Source organism: Rothia sp. BD8, assembly GCF_044878465.1.
Taxonomy (GTDB): domain Bacteria; phylum Actinomycetota; class Actinomycetes; order Actinomycetales; family Micrococcaceae; genus Rothia; species Rothia kristinae.
Map to the genome: position 1 here is coordinate 1 of NZ_JANJES010000010.1, position 21,455 is coordinate 21,455.

The 21,455-nt window shown below is 67.4% G+C and carries 13 protein-coding genes and 2 pseudogenes; 11 read left to right on the forward strand and 4 right to left on the reverse strand.

What is annotated here, in order from left to right:
* Window positions 1-427 precede the first annotated feature (427 nt).
* The gene (gene rpsA / locus NQ707_RS08455) at window positions 428-1,900 is read left to right on the forward strand and encodes a 30S ribosomal protein S1 (protein ID WP_064725231.1); all 1,473 of its coding nucleotides are present in this window, start codon (window positions 428-430) and stop codon (window positions 1,898-1,900) included.
* A gap of 208 nt (window positions 1,901-2,108) precedes the next feature.
* On the opposite strand, the gene NQ707_RS08460 is transcribed toward rpsA, so the two are convergent.
* Window positions 2,109-2,759, reverse strand: a complete 651-nt coding sequence (locus NQ707_RS08460; RefSeq protein ID WP_404435482.1) for an IMPACT family protein — start codon at window positions 2,757-2,759, stop codon at window positions 2,109-2,111.
* 365 nt (window positions 2,760-3,124) lie between these two features.
* Between NQ707_RS08460 and NQ707_RS08465 the strand changes: the two genes are divergently transcribed.
* Window positions 3,125-3,889, forward strand: a complete 765-nt coding sequence (locus tag NQ707_RS08465) for a hypothetical protein (RefSeq protein ID WP_404435433.1) — start codon at window positions 3,125-3,127, stop codon at window positions 3,887-3,889.
* 161 nt (window positions 3,890-4,050) lie between these two features.
* Window positions 4,051-4,674 carry a dephospho-CoA kinase gene (coaE, locus tag NQ707_RS08470; protein ID WP_404435435.1) on the forward strand — a complete coding sequence of 208 codons (624 nt, stop codon included), beginning with the start codon at window positions 4,051-4,053 and terminating at the stop codon, window positions 4,672-4,674.
* A gap of 45 nt (window positions 4,675-4,719) precedes the next feature.
* On the opposite strand, the gene NQ707_RS08475 is transcribed toward coaE, so the two are convergent.
* Window positions 4,720-6,870, reverse strand: coding sequence for a siderophore-interacting protein (locus tag NQ707_RS08475; protein ID WP_404435437.1), 2,151 nt, complete (start codon window positions 6,868-6,870; stop codon window positions 4,720-4,722).
* A 154-nt stretch (window positions 6,871-7,024) separates the two neighbouring features.
* Between NQ707_RS08475 and NQ707_RS08480 the strand changes: the two are divergent.
* The 3 genes and pseudogenes from NQ707_RS08480 (at window position 7,025) to NQ707_RS08490 (ending at window position 11,897) form a co-directional block, all read left to right on the forward strand.
* Window positions 7,025-8,853 (forward strand): annotated as a pseudogene (locus NQ707_RS08480) (BCCT family transporter).
* A gap of 182 nt (window positions 8,854-9,035) precedes the next feature.
* A complete protein-coding gene (locus NQ707_RS08485) occupies window positions 9,036-10,541 on the forward strand; it encodes an APC family permease (protein WP_404435438.1) in 1,506 nt (501 codons plus the stop codon).
* 27 nt (window positions 10,542-10,568) lie between these two features.
* Window positions 10,569-11,897: an NAD(P)/FAD-dependent oxidoreductase gene (locus NQ707_RS08490; protein WP_061225448.1), complete on the forward strand. Its 1,329-nt coding sequence runs from the start codon at window positions 10,569-10,571 to the stop codon at window positions 11,895-11,897.
* Between the two features lie 27 nt (window positions 11,898-11,924).
* Here the strand turns inward: NQ707_RS08490 and NQ707_RS08495 are convergent, their stop codons facing one another.
* Window positions 11,925-12,848, reverse strand: coding sequence for a helix-turn-helix domain-containing protein (locus tag NQ707_RS08495; protein WP_404435441.1), 924 nt, complete (start codon window positions 12,846-12,848; stop codon window positions 11,925-11,927).
* Window positions 12,849-12,986: 138 nt separating this feature from the next.
* Between NQ707_RS08495 and NQ707_RS08500 the strand changes: the two genes are divergently transcribed.
* The 5 genes and pseudogenes from NQ707_RS08500 to NQ707_RS08520 all read left to right on the forward strand — a co-directional run.
* Window positions 12,987-14,414 (forward strand): aldehyde dehydrogenase family protein, encoded by a 1,428-nt coding sequence (locus NQ707_RS08500; protein ID WP_061225446.1) that lies wholly within the window; start codon window positions 12,987-12,989, stop codon window positions 14,412-14,414.
* Window positions 14,415-14,490: 76 nt separating this feature from the next.
* Entirely contained in the window at window positions 14,491-16,017 is a 1,527-nt protein-coding gene (locus NQ707_RS08505; protein WP_404435443.1) for a GMC family oxidoreductase, read from the forward strand.
* Between the two features lie 159 nt (window positions 16,018-16,176).
* A complete protein-coding gene (gene uvrB, locus NQ707_RS08510) occupies window positions 16,177-18,378 on the forward strand; it encodes an excinuclease ABC subunit UvrB (RefSeq protein ID WP_404435445.1) in 2,202 nt (733 codons plus the stop codon).
* A gap of 11 nt (window positions 18,379-18,389) precedes the next feature.
* Window positions 18,390-20,204, forward strand: a complete 1,815-nt coding sequence (locus NQ707_RS08515; RefSeq protein WP_404435447.1) for a DUF262 domain-containing protein — start codon at window positions 18,390-18,392, stop codon at window positions 20,202-20,204.
* Window positions 20,205-20,355: 151 nt separating this feature from the next.
* A pseudogene (locus NQ707_RS08520) lies at window positions 20,356-20,518 on the forward strand (ISL3 family transposase); the annotation flags it as partial.
* Between the two features lie 174 nt (window positions 20,519-20,692).
* Here NQ707_RS08520 and NQ707_RS08525 read toward each other — a convergent pair.
* Window positions 20,693-21,451, reverse strand: a complete 759-nt coding sequence (locus tag NQ707_RS08525; RefSeq protein ID WP_269208927.1) for an aspartate/glutamate racemase family protein — start codon at window positions 21,449-21,451, stop codon at window positions 20,693-20,695.
* Window positions 21,452-21,455 lie beyond the last annotated feature (4 nt).

Sequence of the window (21,455 nt, forward strand, 5' to 3'; positions counted from 1 at the left end):
GGCCCGGCGGGCCCGCAGCTCAGCGATCCGCGCCGCCGTCGTCAGCAGCTCCGGAGTGCCCGCGGCCCCCTCGTCCCGGGGGGGGGCCCCCCCCCCGGGGGCCCCAAACCCCCCCCCCCCCCCCCCCCGGGCCCCGGCCGGGCGCGCGGGCCCCCCCCCCCCCCCCCCCCCCCCCCCCCCCCCCCCCCCCCCCCCCCCGGGGGCCGGCGGGCGGGGGCGGCCCCCGCCCCCCCCCCCCCCCCCCCCCCCCCCCCCCCCCCGCCCCTAGACTTGACGGGTACGCCCAGGCGTACGCCCTATCAGTAACCAAGCACATGTCCGTGCCGTGCGTCCTCGTCCTGCCCGCCAGGAGGGGGATCACCCGCCGGGAGGCGGGCCGAGGCGTCGGACCCGTTCGACCAACGATCCACATCGGAGCCCCTACTACATGACCACCAACACCCCCCAGGTTGCCATCAACGACATCGGAACCGAAGAGGACTTCCTCAAGGCCGTTGATGAGACCATCAAGTACTTCAACGACGGTGACCTCGTCTCCGGCGAAGTCGTCAAGGTCGACCGCGACGAAGTTCTGCTGGACATCGGGTACAAGACCGAGGGCGTGATCCCCTCCCGCGAGCTGTCCATCAAGCACGACATCGACCCGGACGAGGTCGTCGCCGTGGGTGATGAGGTCGAGGCTCTGGTCCTCACCAAGGAGGACAAGGAAGGCCGCCTGATCCTGTCCAAGAAGCGCGCGCAGTACGAGCGCGCCTGGGGCGACATCGAGAAGATCAAGGAAGACGACGGCGTCGTCGAGGGCACCGTCATCGAGGTCGTCAAGGGCGGGCTCATCCTGGACATCGGGCTGCGCGGCTTCCTGCCGGCCTCCCTGGTGGAGATGCGCCGCGTGCGCGACCTCGCCCCGTACATCGGGCAGAAGATCGAGGCCAAGATCATCGAGCTGGACAAAAACCGCAACAACGTGGTCCTGTCCCGTCGCGCCTGGCTCGAGCAGACCCAGTCCGAGGTCCGCTCCAACTTCCTGCACCAGCTGCAGAAGGGCCAGGTCCGCACCGGTGTGGTCTCCTCCATCGTCAACTTCGGCGCCTTCGTGGACCTGGGCGGGGTCGACGGCCTGGTGCACGTCTCCGAGCTGTCCTGGAAGCACATCGACCACCCCTCCGAGGTCGTCGAGGTCGGCCAGGAGGTCACCGTCGAGGTGCTCGAGGTGGACATGGACCGCGAGCGCGTGTCCCTGTCCCTGAAGGCCACCCAGGAAGACCCGTGGCAGACCTTCGCCCGCACCCACGCCCTGGGCCAGGTCGTGCCCGGCAAGGTCACCAAGCTGGTGCCCTTCGGCGCGTTCGTGCGCGTGGAGGACGGCATCGAGGGTCTGGTGCACATCTCCGAGCTGGCCGTGCGCCACGTGGACATGGCCGAGCAGGTCGTGTCCGTGGGCGAGGAGCTGTTCGTCAAGGTCATCGACATCGACCTGGATCGCCGCCGCATCTCCCTGTCCCTGAAGCAGGCCAACGAGGGTGTGGACCCGGACGGCACCGAGTTCGACCCGGCCCTGTACGGCATGGCCGCGGAATACGACGAGCAGGGCAACTACAAGTACCCCGAGGGCTTCGACCCGGAGACCAACGAGTGGCTCGAGGGCTACGAGGCCCAGCGTGCCGCCTGGGAGCAGGAGTACGCCAACGCCCAGGCTCGCTGGGAGGCCCACAAGGAGCAGGTCCGCAAGGCCCTCAACGAGGACGCCGATGCCGCCGCTTCCGCGGCCACCGGCGGCCGCGGCGGGTCCTCCGCGCAGACCTCCTACTCCTCCGAGGCCCCGGCGTCCGACGCCGGCACCCTGGCCTCCGACGAGGCCCTGGCTGCTCTGCGCGAGAAGCTCACCGGCGGCAACAACTGATCTCCTCGGCACTCGCCGCGCCGCCCGTCAGGGGCCCGCGGTGAGGCCGTGAGATGAGGCGAAGGCCCCGTCCCCGTGATGATTCACGGGGGCGGGGCCTTCTCTCATGTTCGTGGGAGTGGGGGAGTGCGCCGAGCCGTCGCTGTCGTGGGTTTTGGGGCGCGGATACGCCACGTGGGTGACGGTTCGCGGAGGGGGAGCGGCGGGGTCAGCCGTCGATCCAGGTGACCGCGCCCCAGGTGATGCGGGCCTGCCCAGAGCTCAGCGCGGCCAGGCGGGCGGCGGCCTCTTCCTGGGCGGCTGGGTCATCCGGAACGGACAGGTGCAGGACGGCGTGATCCGGGGCGTATTCGGTGTCCTGCAGGGCGAAGCCGTGGGCGCGCAGCTCGTTCTCCAGCTGACCGGCGCGCGCGTGCTCCACCGGGACGCTGCCCAGGCGGCGTCGGGAGCGGGTCACCAGGCGGGCTTCATCCAGGGTCTGGGTGACGGCCTCGGTGTAGGCGCGCACGAGACCGCCGGCACCGAGCTTGATCCCACCGAACCAGCGCACGACGATCGCGCACACGTCCGTCAGATCCGCCCGCTCGGGGTCCAAGGGGTCGGGACGGTGGGACAGCAGGGCCTGCAGCATGGGGATGCCCGCGGTGCCGGCCGGCTCGCCGTCGTCGGAGGAGCGCTGCACGTCCCGGTCCGGCCCGAGGACGAAGGCGGAGCAGACGTGGCGGGCGTCGTGGTGACGGCGGCGGATCCGCTCGATGTGCTCCCGGGCTGCCTCCTCGGTCTCCACCCGGACCAGGTGCCCCAGGAACTCGCTGCGCTTGATCTCCAGCAGACTCTCCACCGGCTCGGTGTCGGCCAGGACGGTGCAGCGGCGCGCGCGAGTCTCGGCCTGCGGGGCGGCGTCAGTCGGTGCCGAGGCGCTGGCCTGATCGGCTGGTTCGGCGGGAGCGTCGGGGGAGGAGTCGGTCACCAGCCCAGTCTACGAACCCCGCGCCGCGGATCCGGTGCGCTGGCTTCGGCACCGGGCCTTCGACGTTGCCGTATGCGACGGTGTGCGGCGCAGTCCGGATTCGGTGCGGTGAACCCGTATCGGGGATCTCGAGGGTCGGCGGGCGGGCTCGACGCCGGGGTTATCCACAGCCCGACCCCGAGAGGATGAGGTGTCTCACTAGACTGCGGAGCACCCGGCGCCCCAGGACCGGCGCTACTCCAAGGAGGCATCCCATGACCCAGCATCCCATGACCCAGCAGCCCCCGTTCGATCCGCACCACCCACCGGGCCAGATCCCGCCCGAGCAGCAAGCCCCCTACGGCCAGCAGCCTCCGCCGGAGGACCACGGCAGACCCGGAGCCTGGCGGGGGCCGACCCTGCGAGAGCAGTGGCACCGACTCACCCACCCGGCCGTGCTCGGTCAACGGGACCCGCTCCCACCCGGTGCGCCGCAGGGAGGGCCGGGCCTCGGCGCACCGCCGCCAACGGATTCCGCCGGAGCGGAGCGTCAGGTCTCCGTCGATCAGCTCGTGTGGCAGATGGAGGAGCGTCGTCTCAACGCCCGGAAGGAGCTGGGACGCCGCACCAAGGGGGCGCTGGTGTGGTACCCGCTGCCGGAGGGCCCCGGGCACATCGTGCTCGCGGTCCTGCTCTTATTGGTGGGGATGGGAGCCTCCGCCGTGTGCCTGCTCGGTCCGGGGCTGATCGTGCTCTTCTGGGCATTCATGGCGCTGGTGGCCCTGCTCTTCGGTGCCCCGCCGAGTCAGGTGGGGCCCGCGCTCATGGAGGAGACGGGTCCGGCCCTGGTCTGGGCCATCGTGATCGTGGCGCTGGTGATGCTGGCGGGTCTGCTGGGAGCGGTGGCCAACGTCATCGTGAACACTGCCCGGCGGCATCGGGACGCCGTGGTCTGGCCGGGGCAGGTGCTCAGCGCGGCCATCCCGGTGGTCCTGGCCGTGTGGTGGGTGTCGATGCTGCCGCCCACCATCCTCGGGTGACCCCGGCCGGCACGCAGCGGCCGGTCCACCGCCCCGGGCCACCGTATCGGGAGCGTCGCGTCGGGACCGTCGCCTCAGGCGCATCGCATCGGGAGCGTCGCATCGGGAGGGTCTGCCTGCGAAGATGGCCTGGACAGGACATCGACGAAGGGGGACGGGCTGTGACGCTGCACATCGGACTGACCGGCGGCATCGGATCGGGGAAATCCACGGTGGCCGCGCGGCTGGCGCAGCTGGGTGCCGTGGTGATCGACGCGGACCGGATCTCCCGGGAGCTGATGGCCCCCGGCTCACCCGTGCTGGAGCAGGTCACGGCGGTTTTCGGCTGCGAGATCCTGGATGCGGACGGCGCCCTGGACCGCCCGGCCCTGGCCCGGCGGGTCTTCGGCGACGAGGAGGCCCGGCAGCGACTGAACGGCATCGTGCATCCGGCGGTGCGCGAGGAGGCCGCGCGTCAACGGGTGGCCGCCGCCCAGCGCCCCGGATTCGCGGGGGTGATCGTGGAGGACATCCCGCTGCTGGTGGAGACCGGGCAGGCCGACCGCTTCGACGGCGTCCTGGTGGTCACCGCGGACGAGCCGGAGCGGGTGCGCCGCCTGGTCGAGGCCCGGGGGATGGACGAGGGGGACGCCCGTGCCCGGATCGCCGCGCAGGCCACCGACGCCGAGCGGGCCGAGGTCGCCACCTGGACCGTGGACAACTCCGGAACCCCGGAGCAGACCCGCGCGCAGGTGGAGCGGATCTGGGCGGACTGGCAGGAGAAGCTGGGCCGCGCCGACGACTGAGCGCCGGGCGCCGCCTCGGCGCGGGTCTGTGTTCGGTGCTCAGGCTCAGGCGTTCAGCCGCAGGGCCACCTTGCCCCACCCCAGCTGCTCCACGCGCACCCGGCTGAAACCAGCCTCCCGGGCCATGGCGAGAAGTCGCTCCTCGGAGCGCGGGGCCGAACCGGTCAGGGCCACGGTCATGAGCTCCTGCACCGCGGCCGACGGCGCGAGCTCATCCGGGCGCGGGGCGTCGATCACCACCGCGCGCTCCGAGGCCCGGCGCAGCGCCCGCAGGTGCGCCAGCGCCTCGGCGTCGTCCAGGAGACTCAGCCACAGCACCGAGACCACGGGCCGACCACGGGCCGGCAAATCGGCGTCGTGGGCGTCAGTGAGGACCACGGGTTCGCTCGGGTCCACGACCTTCTCCGGCCTCGAGGCCTCCTGCTCGCGGTCCGCCAGCATCTCGGCGAGGACCTCGGCCCCCGGCCCCACGAGGGCGGGGGAGCCGGCGCCCATCTCCGCCAGCACCCTGAGGATGGGGTGCTGCAGGAAGGGCAGGGTCGCGGCGCGCTCGGCCATCTCCTCCCACAGCTGCGACCGCTGCTCGATGCTGCGGGCGAAGCCCTCGCCGTGCTGACGCCGCCACGCGGAGGCCCCACCACCCAGGGCCTGCGGCAACCGGGTCAGCTCGGCGATCTGGGCCAGAGCGAAGGGCTCGAAACCCTCCCGCTGGTGCTCATCGGCCACCAGCTCTCGACCCAGCTCGGTCAGGGACCACCGGGTGACACCCGTTTCCGTGTGCACCGCGGACGTCCGGTCGGTTGTGGCCGGGTCGTCGACGGTGGAGTCCCCGAACGGCGGGCGGTTGGGGGCTTCGGCCCCGGGAACGGGGGAGCCGGAGGGTTCGGTCCCGGCAGTGAGGGAGTTGGAAACCTCGGCCCTGGGAGCGACGGAGTCGGAGACCTCGGTCCCGGGTGCGGAGGTGCCGGGGGAGTCCCGTCGGGTGAGCAGCCCCTCTCGGGCCAGCAGATCCAGCAGCGGGAGCAGGAGCGCGGCGTCCAGGCCCGCGGCCTCGGCGATCTGCGCGGTCTCGAGTCCCTGTGCGCCCTCGAGTCCCGGCGTGTTCTGGACCCCCTGAGAAGCCTCGGGCTCCGGGGACGCTTCGGGGCCCTGCGCGGATTCGGCCTCCTCGGCGTCGGCCAGGGCGTCCAGCAGGCCGGTCTGCACGGCAGCGGCCACCGCGAACCAGGCCACCGGGGCGACGGGCAGGGTGGTCGGCGCGGCCGGTTCCCGGCCCCCTCGCGGCCCGTCGGTCCCAGTGCCGCTCGCGGACTGGGCGGCGCCGGCGGCCCTTCCGCCCTGCCCGCGCCCGGCGGCGCGTCCGGAAGAACCCGGCGCGGCGTCGGCGGCGCGCCCGGAGCTGTCCATGGCGACGTGCCAGTATCCGGTCATGGACTGGTGGGTCTTGGGGATGACCCGCTCCCGGCTGGCCCATCGGCGCAGCGGCAGCAGACTGCGCGCCTCGCCCGCGGCCCACAGGAACGGGTCCGGCCCCAGCTCCAGCCCGGCGAAAGTCTCGCGCACCGCGCGCAGCAGCCCCGGCCCGTCCGGGCGCTCCTTGCGCACCCACGTCACGGAATCCCCCTCGCGCAGGGCGAGCTCCTGGCGGGCCGCGTCCTCGGACACGGTGATCACCGCGTGCGCCGGGGCCTGCACGGGGCGTTCGTCGAAGAACCGCCCGATCGCCGGCAGCGCGGTCTCATCCCCGACCAGCAGCATCGCGGAGATCTCCGCAGGAAGGTGCATCGAGAACTTCGGGCCGACGAAGCTCAGCTCGTCCCCGGGTCGCGCTGCCCGGGCCCAGGCGGCCGCCGGACCGTGCCCGTGCAGCACGAAGTCCAGAGTCAGCTCCCCGGCGTCGGCGTCCACCGCGCGCGGGGTGTAGTCCCGGGTGATCCGCGCCGAGGCCGGGGTCCACTCGATGCCCTCGGACAGCTGCCGCGGCAGCACCGCCTGGACCGGGCCGTTCTCGGCGAAGATCAGCTTCACGTGGTCATCGAAGCTCGGGGCCCGGAAAGCCGGGGCGGTCGTCTCCAGCCCGGCCGGGACGAAGGAGCTCAGCTGCTCCCCGCCCAGACGGATCCGCCGCATCCGCGGGGTGACCTCCTGGACGGAGAGCACCCGGACGGTGCGGACCACGAGGGGATGGACGCTCATCCGATGCTGGGCCATGGCTTCCTTCCGTCGCCGGGCGAACCGGGGAATCTGCAGGTGAGGCCAGGCTAACCCATGGGGCGGCGTCGGGGGCCGGCGTCGGATTCTGCCCGGAGCCGACTCCGCACCCGGTGATCAGGTGCCTTATGATGTTCGGATGCTTCACTCGCTGCATCGACGCCTCGGTCTGAAGACCACCCCGGGGATCTTCTTCCCGGCCGCCGCGTTCATCCTCCTGTTCTCCGCGGCGACCATCGCCTTCCCCCAGACCATGATCGACGTGTTCGGTGCGGTCTCCGGGTGGATCCTGACGTACCTGGGCTGGTTCTACGTCCTGGGCACGGCCCTGTGCGCCCTGTTCCTCGTCTACGTCTGCGTCAGCCGCTTCGGCCGGATCAAGCTCGGCCCGGATGACTCCGAGCCGCAGATTCCACCCTGGCCTGGTTCGGCATGACCTTCGCCGCCGGCGTCGGCGCGATCCTGATGTTCTGGGGTGCCGCGGAGCCGCTGACGCACTTCGCCCGCCCGCCCTACGACGGCGTCGAACCCGGCAGCCAGGAGGCCGCCCTGGACGCGCTGTCCATCGCGGACTTCCACATCGGCCTGGGCGTGTGGGTGCTGCTGACCGTGCCGGCGCTGGGCTTCGGGTACTTCACGTACAAGCGGCGCCTGCCCCCGCGCGTGTCCTCCTCCTTCCAGCCGCTGCTGGGCGACGGGATCCATGGGCCCTGGGGCAAGACCATCGACGTCATCTCCCTGATCGCCTCCGTGTTCGGCATCGCCGTGTCCGTGGGCCTGGGTGCCCTGTAGCTGAACTCCGGGGTGACCATCATGTACGGGGTGCCCGTCTCCGGGTGGGTGCAGGCCGTGATCATCGCGCTGATCACCGCGGTGGCCCTGACCTCCGTGCTCAACGGCATGGACAAGGGCGTGAAGCGCCTGTCCACGTTCAACATCGTCCTGGCCATGGCGTTCCTGCTGTTCATCCTCATGGCCGGGTCCACCATGTTCGCGCTGCGCGGCGTCGTGGAGTCCGTGGGCAACCTCCTGTACATCCTGCCGAAGATGATGTTCTTCAACGACACCTTCGCCAACACCGGGTGGCTGGGGCAGTGGCCGGTGTTCTACTGGGCGTGGACCATCTGCTGGGCGCCGTTCGTCGGGCTGTTCCTGGCCAAGATCTCCCAGGGCCGCACCATCCGCCAGTTCGTCCTGGGCGTGGTGGTCCTGCCGACGGCCTTCACCATGATCTGGGTCGGGATCTTCGGGATGAACGCCTTCGACATCGAGATGCACGGCGAGGGCGGCCTGGTGCACACCGTCGTGGATGAAGGGGACATCCCCGGGGCCATGTTCCAGCTCCTCGGCAACTTCCCGTTCCTGCCGGTGGTCGCGGTGGTGGCGATCGTGCTGATCTTCATCTTCTTCGTCACTTCCATCGACTCCGCCTCCATCGTCATGGACTCCATGGCCAATGGGCACGAGGACGAGTCCCCGATCCGCCAGCGGGTGTTCTGGACCGTGTCCATCGGGCTGGTGGCCGCCTCCATCCTGCTGTTCGCCGGTGAGCTGGGGCTGGACGCCCTGCAGAACGTGGTGATCATCATCGGCCTGCCGGTGTTCATCCTGACCTTCGTGCAGGCGTGGATGATCGTGCGGGCCTTCAAGGAGGACGCCGGGGAGCTGCCGCCGCTGCGCACCCGGCAGTGGAAGCAGGTGCTGCCGGTGGAGGAGTACCGGCGCCGCGCCCAGGAGGACTTCACCAGCGTGCAGGAGTACTCCATCCACCCGGAGTACGACGAGACCACCGCGCCCGAGTACGAGTCCCTGGTGCCCAACACCTACCAGGAGATCCGCCGCCAGCGGGCCGAGGGAGGTTCGGATGAGGCCGCGGACCTCGCCGAGGGCACGGGCGCCGGGGAGGTCCCGGCCGACGACGTCGTGACCGGCGCCGAGCAGACGGTGGAGCCGCGCGAGCGCGGGTGAGGCCCGCCGGCTCTGTTGGGCCCCTTCTCCCGCCGCGATCTGTGGGATCGCGGTGGGGGAGGGGGCCCTTTCGCATGGGTGAGTTCACGTGAGGCCAATCCCAGCGCACTCAGGGACAAGCCTGCCGGCTATGGCAGGGAGCACAGTGGGGAGACGATCCGCCGTCCTCAGGAGAGCCCACCATGACCGCCATCACCGAGCACCCAGAACGGCAGGACCTGCCGCACACTCCGGGGCTTGCTCGCCGGCATCTGTCCACCACGGCACTGGTGTTCATGATCATCGCCGCCTCAGCCCCGCTGACGGTGCTCGCCGGGGGAGTGCCCACCAACTTCGCGGTCTCCGGACTGCTCGGAGTGCCCCTGGGATACCTGGCCCTGGGAGTCATCCTGGCTCTGTTCGCCGTCGGATACGGGGCGATGAGCTCGCACATCCAGAACGCCGGCGCCTTCTACGCCTATATCGGTGAAGGACTCGGACCCCGGCAGGGCATCGCCGCTGCCGTGTTGGCGCTGGTCTCGTACAACATGATGCAGATCGGGCTGTACGGGATGTTCGGCTTCGCGCTGAGCGCCTTCATCGCGACGATGGGGATCAGCCTGCCCTGGTGGCTCAGCGCCCTGCTCGGATGGGCCGTCGTCGCAGTTCTGGGTGTGCGCAGCGTGGACCTGTCCGCCAAGGTGCTCGGGGTGCTCGTGGCCCTGGAGTTCCTGGTGGTCATCGTGGTCTGCGTACTCTCCCTGGGTACCGCGCCGGAAGGGATCTCCGCGCAGACCCTCGAACCGGGTCAGTTCTTCGCCCACGGCATCGGGGTGCTGCTGGCCTTCGCGATCGCCGCCTTCATGGGCTTCGAGTCAGGAGCGATCTACTCCGAGGAAGCCAAAGACCCGCGGCGCACCGTGGCCCGCGCCACCTACATCGCCGTCGGTGTGATCGCTGTGTTCTACGCTTTCTCCGCCTGGGCCCTGGCCATGGGTGTGGGCCCGAGCATGATCCTCTCCCGCTCCGCAGAGGAAGGCCCGGACCTGGTGTTCCTGTGGCTTGCGCAGCACTCGGAACCGCTGTCCGTGCTGGCCAATCTGCTGTTCATCACCAGTCTGCTGGCTGCGCTGATCGCCTTCCACAACGCCGCGGCTCGATACTTCTTCGCCCTCGGTCGCTCGCGCGTCCTGCCGTCGCGCCTCGGAGCCTCCGGGCGCTCCGGCGCCCCGATCTGGGGATCACTGGCCCAGTCCTCACTCGCCATCATCGTCATCGCGGTCTTCGCAGTGGTGGGAACCGGATCTCCCCTGGGTGAGCTGTTCCCGGTGATCACTCTGTTCACCTGGTTGACCAACGCGGCGGCCTTCGGCCTGGTGTTCCTGCTGGCCGTGACCTCCGTGGCCGTCATCGCCTGGTTCCACCGCAACCCGGAGGGGCACGGTCCGTTGGCGAGGATCATCGCGCCCACCCTGGCCGCCCTCGGCCTGCTCACCGTCTTCGGGCTGATCCTCGCGAACTTCGGCCTGATGATCGGCGCAGATGGTCCCACCCCGCTGGTGATCGTCATGCCGACGATCATCCTCAGCTCGGGCGTTCTCGGCTGGATCTGGGCGGAGATCCTGCGTCGGCGCAGACCGGAGGATTTCGCCGGTCTGCAGGATCTGGACCATCACACTCAGCCCGTCGACCTTCCCACCTCTCGCTGAGAGACAACCCCACCGAAGGAGTCATCAATGAGCACCGCACACGTCATCGTCGTCGGCGCCGGATTCTCCGGGCTGATCGCAGCCCGCGAGCTGCAGACCGCCGGGTTCGACGTCGAGATCCTCGAAGCCCGCGATCGCATCGGGGGACGGGCCTGGACCCAGGAGAGGATGGGCCACACGCTGGAGCTCGGCGCCACGTGGGTGCATTGGATGCAACCGCACGTCTGGGCCGAGATCACCCGGTACGGACAGACCATCTATCCCAGCCCGATCACCGATCGCGCCTACTGGATCACCGGAGGCCAGGTGCGCGAAGGCACCGAAGCTGACATCGACACGAAGATCACCCGGCCGATGTCCGCGATCTTCGACGACGCCCGAGCCTTCTTCCCCAACCCCTACGACCCCCTGTACGTGCTCTCCGAGGACTACACCGGCCTACCCGAGCTTCCCGAGGCCTTCCGCGCGGCGGACCAACGCGGACCCCTGGACGTGCTGCGGGAGGGAGACTTCACCCAGGAGGAGATTGACCTGTGCGAGGCCTACTGGTCCGCCGGATACATCGGAGATCCCAACAACGGGTCATCGCTGATGGCCAACCAGTGGATCGCCCTCTCGGATCACAGCCTGCCGCTGCTGGATGCGCAGACTCTCCGGTACAAGCTGACCCACGGGATGCGGGGCATCTACGAGAGCATCGCCGCGGACCTGCGCTGTTCGATCCGACTGAGCACGGAGGTGGTCTCGGTCCGCCACGACACGACCGGGGCCCGGGTGGGTCTGGCGGACGGGGAGGTCCTGGAGGCCGACGCCGTCGTGATGACGGTGCCCGTCGGGGCGCTGGCCGGGATCCGCTTCGAACCGGCCCTGCCGGAGGGCATGCGCCGCACCATCGAGACCGGGTGGAACTCCACCGGCTTCAAGGCGTGGGTCAAGGTGGAGGGCCACCACAACATCTTCGGCTACGCGCCCCAGCCGCACACGGCCGCGATGCTGCGCAGCGAGTACTTCCTGGACGACGGCAGCACCATCTGCGTGGTCTTCGGGTCCGACCACACACGGGTGGACCTGGAGGACCCTGCCACGGGTCAGGCCATCCTCGACCAGTGGCGACCGGACCTGCGCGTGCTGGACTGCACCGGACACGACTGGGTCGCCGACCGCTGGTCCGGTCAGGCCTGGGCCACCCTGCGGAAGGGCCAGTTCACCGACGGCTGGCACCACTTCCGGGAGACCGGGACCCGCCTGCGCTTCTCCGGAGCGGACTGGGCCAGGGGCTGGCGCGGCGTCGTGGTGGATGGGGCCATCGAGATGGGGTTGGAGACCGCGCACCGGCTGATCCGTGAGCTGAGCTGAGTCCGGACCCCGCCATCTGCTATCCGTTCAGGAAGAGGATTCAGGCGCGGCGAGGACGCGGGTTCGATACGCGCTCGGTGTCTCCCCGAACTGTGCGCGGAAAGCCTTGGACAGATGCGGGGCATCCGGGATGCCGCAGCGGGAGCCGATGGCCGAGACCGATTCGGTGCGAGCCAGCGGATCCCCCAGGGCCTGACGGATTGCCTCCAGACGACGCTCGCGGATGTACGCCGCCACCGTGTGGTCCTCCGCGGCGAAGCGCGCGTGCAGCTGCCGCACGGAGACGTACAGGTGCGTCGCGATGGCCTGTGGTCCCAGATCCTCCTCCGCCAGGTGGTCCTCGATGTACGCCACCGCCTGCTGGAAGAGGGGATTCTCCGGGACGCTGCTCGTCTCTGAGGAGAGCACGGTGACCAGCATGTCCAGGGCGGAGCGGACCAGGTTCATCGCGTGCGCTCCGGAGAGCACGTCCAGGTTGTGCGCCAGCTGCTCGAACAGCGGCACCGCGACCCGCCCCAGACCCTCCGAGCGGCTGACGCGGGTCGCGGTGATCTCACCGATGAGGTCCGGGGCGATGTGTACGAAGGACTGCGGGAACTGGATGACCAGGCTGTGCTGCTCTCCGCGCTCGTACTCCAGCAGATAGGGCCGCTGTGTGACGTACAGGGCGAGGTCCCCTGGGCCGATGCGACATGCCCGGCCATCCTGGGTGAGCACGGCTGTGCCGGACAGCTGCAGGCTGAGTTTGCAGGCTGGGCGCGCGTGCGGATCGATGAGGTCCCGGGCGCGCTCCACCCGGTGGGGTCCGGTGGCCATCTCGAACAGGTGCACGTCTCCGAGGGCGACCTCGCGCAGCCCGGCGCGGAACGTCTGCTCATCCGCGGTGATGCGCAGCGGGGCGAAGGATCGCGAGATTAGGGCTCGCCACTGCGCCAGATCATGCAGGACCACGGGGCCTCCTTCCGGGGCGGTCGAGGGGTGCGCGCTGTGCCAAGTCCCGTGCACGAGAGAGCAAGGCAGGGTTCGTCCCCGCTGGAATAGTGCTGTGCACCACACTAGCCAATCGTCGTCGAGTCCTCGGGAGTCCCTATGAGCACCGTTCCCACCACCTACACTGAGCTGCTGAGCGCCGTCGATGCCGGAGCCCGGGCTCCGCGCGCCGTGCCTGTGCATGATCCGGCCACGGAGGAATTGATCGGATACGCGCCCCAGCTGGATGAGGATGACCTGGATCGCGTCGTGGCGACGGCCCGTCAGGCGCAGCGGGAATGGTCCGCTCGTTCTGAGGCTGATCGGTGTGAGCTGCTGGTGGCGGCAGCGGAGGCGATCGAGCGGGCGACCGAGCCGCTGGCGGAACTGCTCTCCCGCGAGCAGGGCAAGCCGCTGAACGGGCCCAACGCCCGCTTCGAGGTCGGGGGCTGCTCCGCCTGGACGCGGGCGACGGCCGGTTTCGAGCTGGGGGAGGAGGTCGTGGTCGACGACGGCCAGACCCGTGCGACGCTGACCTACCGTCCCATCGGCGTCGTGGGGGCGATCAGCCCGTGGAACTGGCCGATGATGATCTCCATCTGGCAGATCGCTCCCTCCCTGCGGATGGGCAACACCGTCGTGATCAAGCCCTCCGAACACACCCCGCTGTCCGTGCTGGCCCTGGTGTACGTGCTGAATTCGGTGCTGCCAGAGGGCGTGCTGCAGGTGGTCCCGGGTGGGCCGCAGCTGGGGGCGGCGATCTCCCGGCACGAGGGGATCGACAAGATCATGTTCACCGGCTCCACCGCGACGGGCCGCAAGATCGTGGAGGCCTCCGCGCCCACACTGAAGCGACTGACCATGGAGCTGGGCGGCAATGATGCCGGCATCGTCCTGGAGGACGCGGACCCGGAGGCCATCGCCGAGGGCCTGTTCTGGGGCGCGTTCATCAACACGGGGCAGACCTGTGCGGCCCTGAAGCGTCTGTACGTGCCGGATGCCCTGTACGAACCGGTGTGCCGGGCCCTCACGGAATTCGCCCGGTCCCAGCCGATGGGGATCGGCCTGGAGGAGCAGAACGTCCTGGGCCCGCTGCAGAACAGCGCGCAGTACGACGTCGTGGACCGGTTGGTGCGTGCGGCCGTGGAGGACGGCGCCCGCGTGTTGCTGGGTGGGAACCCGGATGCCGAACGGCCCGGATTCTTCTACCCGACCACCCTGGTGGCCGATATCGATCCGGAGAATCCGCTGGTGGTGCAGGAGCAGTTCGGTCCGGCCCTGCCGATCATCCGGTACTCGGACCTGGAGTGGGCGATCGAGCAGGCCAACGCCCTGGACGTGGGCCTGGGTGCCTCGGTGTGGTCCTCCGATCCCGCCCGTGCCCGGGAAGTCGCGGCCCGCATCGAGGCCGGCACCGTGTGGATCAACGGGCACGGCGGGATCGACCCGCGGATCCCTTTCGGCGGGATCAAGAGCTCCGGCTTCGGCGTGGAGTTCGGCGTCGAGGGTCTGAAGCACGTGGCTGTTCCCCAGGTCATCAACGGCTGAGGCCGCCCGACCACTCGCGTGGTCGCGTCGAAGCGCCGCTGGGTGACCGCGGCATCACAGGAGAGAGGACAGGTCGATGGAGACCGAGTACCTGATCATCGGCGCGGGCAGCGCCGGCAATGTCCTGACCCGTCGTCTGCTCGACGCAGGTCACACCGTCACCCTCGTGGAAGCCGGTGCGCAGGACACCAATCCGGACATCGCCCACTTCCGGGACCTGGGACGGATCTGGCACAGCGCACAGGACTGGGACTTCCAGACCGCGCCCCAGTCGGGCGCCAACGGGAGGCGGCTGCACCTGCCGCGCGGGAAGGTCATGGGCGGTTCCCACGCCCTGAACGCCGGAATCTGGGTGCGCGGCGCTCGCCAGGACTACGACGCCTGGGCCTATTCCGGATGCCCCGGGTGGGGATGGGAGGACGTCCTGCCGTATTTCCGGAAGATCGAGACCTTCGACGGTGGGGCGAGCGAGACCCGTGGAGGAGAGGGACTGCTGGACGTGCGAGGGGACTTCGAGCGCAATCCGATCCAGGAGGCGATGGTCGTAGCGGCCCAGCAAGCCGGATTCCCGCTGAACCCCGACTACAACAGCGGGGATCCCGAGGGGGTGTCTCGGATGCAGCTGACCATCAGGGACGGCAAGCGGTTCAACACCTGGCATGCCTACCTGCGTCCGGTGGTGGAACAGGATGGGCTGGTCCTGGTCACCGGGTCCGTGGTGCGCCGGGTGATCCTCGACGGCGGGCGCGCCGTCGGGGTGGAGCTGGAGCAGGACGGCGAGATCCGCGAGCTGCGGGCCGAGCGGGTGGTGCTGTGTGCCGGGGCGATCGGCAGCCCGGAGATCCTGCTTCGCTCCGGCATCGGGCCGCGTGAGCACCTCGAGGAGATCGGCGTGCCGGTGCTCGCAGACCTGCCGGGGGTCGGCGCGAACCTGCACGACCACCTGCTGGTGCCCGTGATCTTCTCCACCGATGAAGAGCATCCCGTGCCGGAAGCCACCGATGCTCCGGCGGAGGTCCACCTGTTCGCCAAGAGCACCCCGGATCAGGCCGTGCCGGATACGCAGCCGATCTTCTTCTCGGTGCCGATGTACTCGGAGGGGTACGGGGCAGGAGAGATGCCCGGACCGGAGAAGGGTTTCACCCTGATGGCTGGGCTCGTCCGACCGCAGAGTCGGGGCCGCCTGCGGCTGAGGGGACCGGACCCGGCGGACCCCGCGATCATCGACCTGGATGCCCTGGGAGTGAGGGCCGACGTCGAGGCGCTCATGGCCTCGGTGCGCCACTGCCAGGCCATCGGGGCGCAGACCGCGCTCGCCGAGGAGTGGGGTGCTCGGGAGGTGTGGCCCGGGGAGAACATTCCAGCGGATCGGTTGGAGGAGTACGTGCGGGACTCCGTGGTGACGTACCACCACCAGGTGGGCACCTGCGCGATGGGAACCCACCGGAACGCGGTGGTGGATCCTCGGAGTATGGCCGTGCACGGGGTGCGGAACCTGCACGTTGCGGACGCCTCGGTGATGCCGACGGTGCCCACCGGCAACACCAATGCCCCGACCATCATGATCGCGGAGAAGGCGGCCGACCTGTTGCTGGGCCGCTGAGGGAGGGCCCCTTCTCCCGCTGTGATCTGGGTGATCGCGGTGGGGGAGGGGCCCTTTCGCGTGGGTGTCCGGGAGATGTCCGGGCGGGAGTGCGGGGCGGAGAGTCGGCCGGGAGCGGACGGCGTCGAACACCTGTGCGATCCGGCGTAGGCTGGGCGCATGAGTCTTGCGCAGGAGATCCATCGCGTCGTCGCGCCCTTCGAAGTCGTCTCTGAATACCAGCCGGCCGGTGACCAGCCGAAGGCCATCGAACAGCTCACCGAGCGGGTGGAAGGCGGAGAGAAGGACATCGTCCTGCTCGGCGCCACCGGCACCGGCAAATCCGCTACCGCCGCGTGGCTGATCGAGTCCGTGCAGCGGCCCACCCTGGTGCTGGTGCAGAACAAGACGCTGGCCGCGCAGCTGGCCAACGAGCTGCGGGAGCTGCTGCCCAACAACGCGGTCGAATACTTCGTCTCCTACTACGACTACTACCAGCCGGAGGCGTACGTCCCGCAGACGGATACGTTCATCGAGAAGGACTCCTCGATCAACGAGGAGGTGGAGCGGCTGCGCCACTCCGCGACCAACGCGCTGCTGACCCGGCGCGACGTCGTGGTGGTCTCCACCGTCTCCTGCATCTACGGCCTGGGCACGCCCGAGGAATACGTGCGGCAGATGGTGACCCTGCGGCAGGGGGAGGAGATCGACCGGGATACCCTGCTGCGGCAGTTCGTGAACATGCAGTACGCCCGCAACGACGTGGACTTCCACCGGGGGACGTTCCGCGTGCGCGGGGATACCGTGGAGATCATCCCGATGTACGAGGAGCACGCGATCCGCATCGAGTTCTTCGGGGATGAGATCGAATCCATCCACACCCTGCACCCGCTGACCGGCGAGGTGATCCGGGAGGAGACGGAGATGTACGTGTTCCCTGCCAGCCACTATGTGGCCGGCGCGGAGCGCATGGCCAAAGCCATCGACGGCATCCAGCATGAGCTGACCGAGCGGCTGAAGGAGCTGGAGAGCCAGAACAAGCTGGTGGAGGCCCAGCGGCTGCGGATGCGCACCACCTACGACATCGAGATGATGGAGCAGATGGGGTTCACCAACGGGATCGAGAACTACTCCCGGCACATCGACGGGCGCGCGGCCGGCTCCGCCCCGCACTGCCTGCTGGATTACTTCCCGGATGACTTCCTGCTGATCATCGACGAGTCCCACGTGACGGTGCCGCAGATCGGCGGCATGTACGAGGGCGATATGTCCCGCAAGCGCACCCTGGTGGAGCACGGCTTCCGGCTGCCTTCGGCCCTGGATAACAGGCCGCTGAAGTGGGATGAGTTCCTGGAGCGGATCGGGCAGACCATCTACATGTCCGCCACGCCCGGCAAGTACGAGCTGTCCCAGGCGGACGGGTACGTGGAGCAGATCATCCGCCCGACCGGCCTGGTGGACCCGCAGGTGACGGTCAAGCCCACCAGGCATCAGATCGACGATCTGCTGGAGGAGATCACTAAGCGCACCGACCGGGATGAGCGCGTGCTGGTCACGACCCTGACCAAGCGCATGGCCGAGGACCTCACGGACTACCTGGTGGAGCACGGGGTCAAGGTGCAGTACCTGCACTCGGATGTGGACACTCTGAAGCGGGTGGAGCTGCTTCGGTCCCTGCGGCTGGGGGAGTTCGACGTGCTGGTGGGCATCAACCTGCTGCGCGAGGGCTTGGACCTGCCGGAGGTCTCCCTGGTGGCGATCCTGGACGCGGACAAGGAGGGCTTCCTGCGCTCGACGACGTCGCTGATCCAGACGATCGGGCGAGCGGCCCGCAACGTGTCCGGCGAGGTGATCATGTACGCGGACAAGATCACCGACTCGATGCGCACCGCGATCGACGAGACCAACCGACGCCGGGAGATCCAGGAGGCGTACAACCGGGAGCACGGGATCGACCCGCAGCCGCTGCGCAAGCGGATCGCGGACATCACGGACCAGCTGGCCCGGGAGGACGAGGACACCAAGGAGCTGCTGGCCATGCGGGCCGCGGCCAACAACCACACTGCGCCGGTCACGGGGAAGAAGACCGGGGCCGCTGGTGCTGGCTCGGCTGCTGGTGCCGGGGCCGGTGGGGGAGCGGGGAAGAAGTCCGCGACACAGAGTGACTCGGACAACGTGGCGCTGGCCGCAGCTGCTAGGATCCGGGAAGACGGCTTGGCCGCAGCACCCGCGGAGGATCTTCTGGAGCTCATCGAGCAGATGAACGAGCAGATGCGGAACGCGGCGGCGGAGCTGAAGTTCGAGTTGGCCGCCCGCCTGAGGGACGAGGTGGCCGACCTGAAGAAGGAGCTGCGTGCCATGCGGGACGCGGGACATGCTTAGGAGGAAATGACATGCAAATTGATGCAAACGAGAAGCCTTTTGGTGACATTCTAAGCGTTGGACAGCATACCGTGCCCAGATTTCAGAGGAATTATTCATGGACTGAGCAGAATATCCAAGAGTACTGGGATGATCTGGTCAGTGCAGGAGATTCTGGACATTTTCTTGGTAGCATGGTCACGGCGAAAAATGGTCCTGAGTCAAGCTTGATTGTCGATGGTCAGCAAAGAATGACAACAACTCTTATATTTCTTGCCTGCCTTAGGGATTATTATCTAAAATATAATAACAAAACTGGCGCAAGGGGCATTAATAACTACCTCAAATTCATTGATCGCGATGGAAATCATAAATCTAGACTCGTCCTAAATGGAGAGGAAGAAAATCACAGATTTCAACTCTGTATGTCAGAAGAGTGCGAAGCAAATGGGAGTGGGAAAAATCTATCTGGAAATATTCTAAGGAACTATCAAAAATTCTATGAATTAATTGGAAATAAACTGGACCAGGCAGAGGCGCAGGGAGAAGAGGATGAGGGTGAGAGTCGAAATACACCCACACTGCTTAGTGACGCCAGAAAAACTAACGAACTAAAAAATCTGCGCGACGCCGCTCTCAACTCGCGAATTGTCTATGTCCAGGTTGACACTATTGGTGAGGCGATGACGGTCTACGAGACCCTGAATGATCGTGGATTGTCCCTTACCACCCTGGATCTTGTGAAAAATGAGATATTTAAACATATTCCAGAAACCGCGGAAAGAATTGAAGAGCACTCCTGGGCTAAGATAGTTGAAAATGTGAATACATCGCAAATACAAAAAATTGATCTTGAGGGATTCTTGGGATATCATTGGAACTCCAAGGATATTGAATCTCGAAATGATCCTATAGTTGCAGTGAAAATAAGACGTTCCGTCGAAAACTACATTAAGGCGGGTGGCGAACATGATGTTACTGCAAGATTAATTCTTTCTGAGTTTCACGAAAGTTCAGAAATCTTGCGCATATTTGGCGAGCTGCTCAGATCACATGGATCCGCTACCGTCTGGCGGGGATGGGCCAGAGGTTATAGGGATGATAAATTCCAGAAAATCTCAGTCCCTCTTTATGGAATCTTGATCACGCATGCATTACCGCCGATGCCTACGCTCTTAGCTTTGTTTAGGAAGTACAAAAACGACCCGCATGTTATTAACTCTACGATACTCGCCCGTTTCTTGAGGGAGATTGAGCGTTTGCAGCTCAGATGGAGCTTGTCCAATAAAGGCTCAACTGCTACTGTGCGCCGCGCGTGGCGCTCAACGGCCTTCGACGTCAGCCGAGCCAAGACGAGAAACGAGATAATTAATTGCCTTAAACAATTCAGTGAGGTAGTGGATAGGATAATCCCGTCCGACAAACAGTTCTCCGACGGTATTGCGCGCCTGAGGAGCTACAATGGTTTCAGCGCAGATGCGGTTATGATAAGATATATCCTTGGCAGGGTAAATAGTAATTGGAGCGGTGTGGACTACGTTTGTGGGACCCACTCAAGCATTGAACATATCATGTCTCAATCTGGCAAGTCCATGAAAACTAACCGGAATGTTCCCGTGGCGAAAATTGGCAATCTCATGCTTCTTCCTGGCGAGGTTAACAGCCGCCTTCCGGAGGACTTTTCTGGTAAGCGCGAGGATTTGCGTAATTATACGCCTGAAGGGGATCGGACGCTACAGGAAGCTCTTACCACAGGGAGCTGGGATATCTCCGACATGAAAGAGCGATTTGACCATATTGCTGCTGAGTGTCAGAGGATCTGGCCCGTCTCATTTTCTAATTCTTAGTATTTGGTTCCTTGTGGAGCTCTTCGAGATCGAGGGCGTAGTCGGTTGAGTTCGCTGGTGGCGGGGTAGGAGTTGAGGTCTCCCGGATGATGGAGGTTCTTCACGATTTACCATCCCGAAAGACCTCGACCCGCTCCACCCTACGTTCGCGATGCCTGACCTGGCGACGTTCTGCCGGCTCGATGAGCTCGGGCTCGTTGTCGTGTGCCCGCTGCTTCAGCCCGACCGGCGGTGCCGGAGTGCCGGGTCGTCGGCGATGACCCGTGGCGTCGGAAGTGTGGCACGGAGGGGTGCCTCGGGAAACGGTGATGCGCTGGAGCCAAGCTGAGGACGCTGCTTCTGGAAAGGGGGTGAGACGCGGACACCTGGACGCTCCTGGTCGGGGACGGTGCCGTGCTGGAGGCCGCGGCATGAAGTGTACAAGCGACGGGCCGGGCCTCCTAGGGAAAGGAAGCCCGGGCCCTGGCATGGAGTCGGCATGGATTGGCTCAGAGAGAAGCCGGCGTGAAACTCTCCAGCAGACCGCGGTACTGCTTGGGCAACGGGGGAGCGAACTCCCCGCGGTGTGCCGGGAGCAGGCCCATCCGCGCCAGGTCCGCGACCAGGTTGACCCCGGCGACCACACCGTCCACCACCGGCACCGGCAGGGCCGCACGGACCTCCTCGAGCATGTGCGTCATGCCAGCACAGCCCAGGACCAGGGCGTCGACACCGTCCTCCGCCATCACCCGCTGCCCCTCCTCGATGAGCTTCTGCACCGCGCCCGACGCCGGATCCTCCAAGGCCAGCACCGCAACCTCGCAGGCCCGGACTCGCACGCAGCGCTCTGCGAAGCCGTAGGTACGTAGCAGGTCCTCAGCCCGGCCGACAGCCCGCTCCAGAGTGGTCACCACCGAGAACCGCCGCCCCAACAGGGAGGCCATGTGGAAGGCCGCCTCGGCCAGACCCACCACCGGCACCGGGGAGAGCTCGCGGGCCGCATCCAGACCCGGGTCCCCGAAGCAGGCCACCAGGAAGCCATCCGGCACCGGCCGACCCCGCTCCGAGGAGGACCACTCGCCGATCTGCTCCAGCAGGCCCGGAACGGCCAGGGCCTCGTCGTAGTGAGACTCGATCGATGCCGGACCCATGGACGGGCAGCCGCCCACCACCTCGGTGTCCGGGACCGCGGCCGCCCGGGCCGAGGCGAGGATGCTCTCGGTCATGGAATCATCTGTGTTCGGATTGATGACGCATACCACCGGCATCCCG

Coding starts and splice junctions, on each gene's coding strand:
- NQ707_RS08475 (WP_404435437.1), bottom strand. CDS start 6,870: ATGAGCGTCCATCCCCTCGTGGTCCGCACCGTCCGGGTGCTCTCCGTC.
- NQ707_RS08525 (WP_269208927.1), bottom strand. CDS start 21,451: ATGCCGGTGGTATGCGTCATCAATCCGAACACAGATGATTCCATGACC.
- NQ707_RS08490 (WP_061225448.1), top strand. CDS start 10,569: ATGAGCACCGCACACGTCATCGTCGTCGGCGCCGGATTCTCCGGGCTG.
- NQ707_RS08500 (WP_061225446.1), top strand. CDS start 12,987: ATGAGCACCGTTCCCACCACCTACACTGAGCTGCTGAGCGCCGTCGAT.
- rpsA (WP_064725231.1), top strand. CDS start 428: ATGACCACCAACACCCCCCAGGTTGCCATCAACGACATCGGAACCGAA.
- NQ707_RS08465 (WP_404435433.1), top strand. CDS start 3,125: ATGACCCAGCATCCCATGACCCAGCAGCCCCCGTTCGATCCGCACCAC.
- NQ707_RS08485 (WP_404435438.1), top strand. CDS start 9,036: ATGACCGCCATCACCGAGCACCCAGAACGGCAGGACCTGCCGCACACT.
- uvrB (WP_404435445.1), top strand. CDS start 16,177: ATGAGTCTTGCGCAGGAGATCCATCGCGTCGTCGCGCCCTTCGAAGTC.
- NQ707_RS08515 (WP_404435447.1), top strand. CDS start 18,390: ATGCAAATTGATGCAAACGAGAAGCCTTTTGGTGACATTCTAAGCGTT.
- NQ707_RS08505 (WP_404435443.1), top strand. CDS start 14,491: ATGGAGACCGAGTACCTGATCATCGGCGCGGGCAGCGCCGGCAATGTC.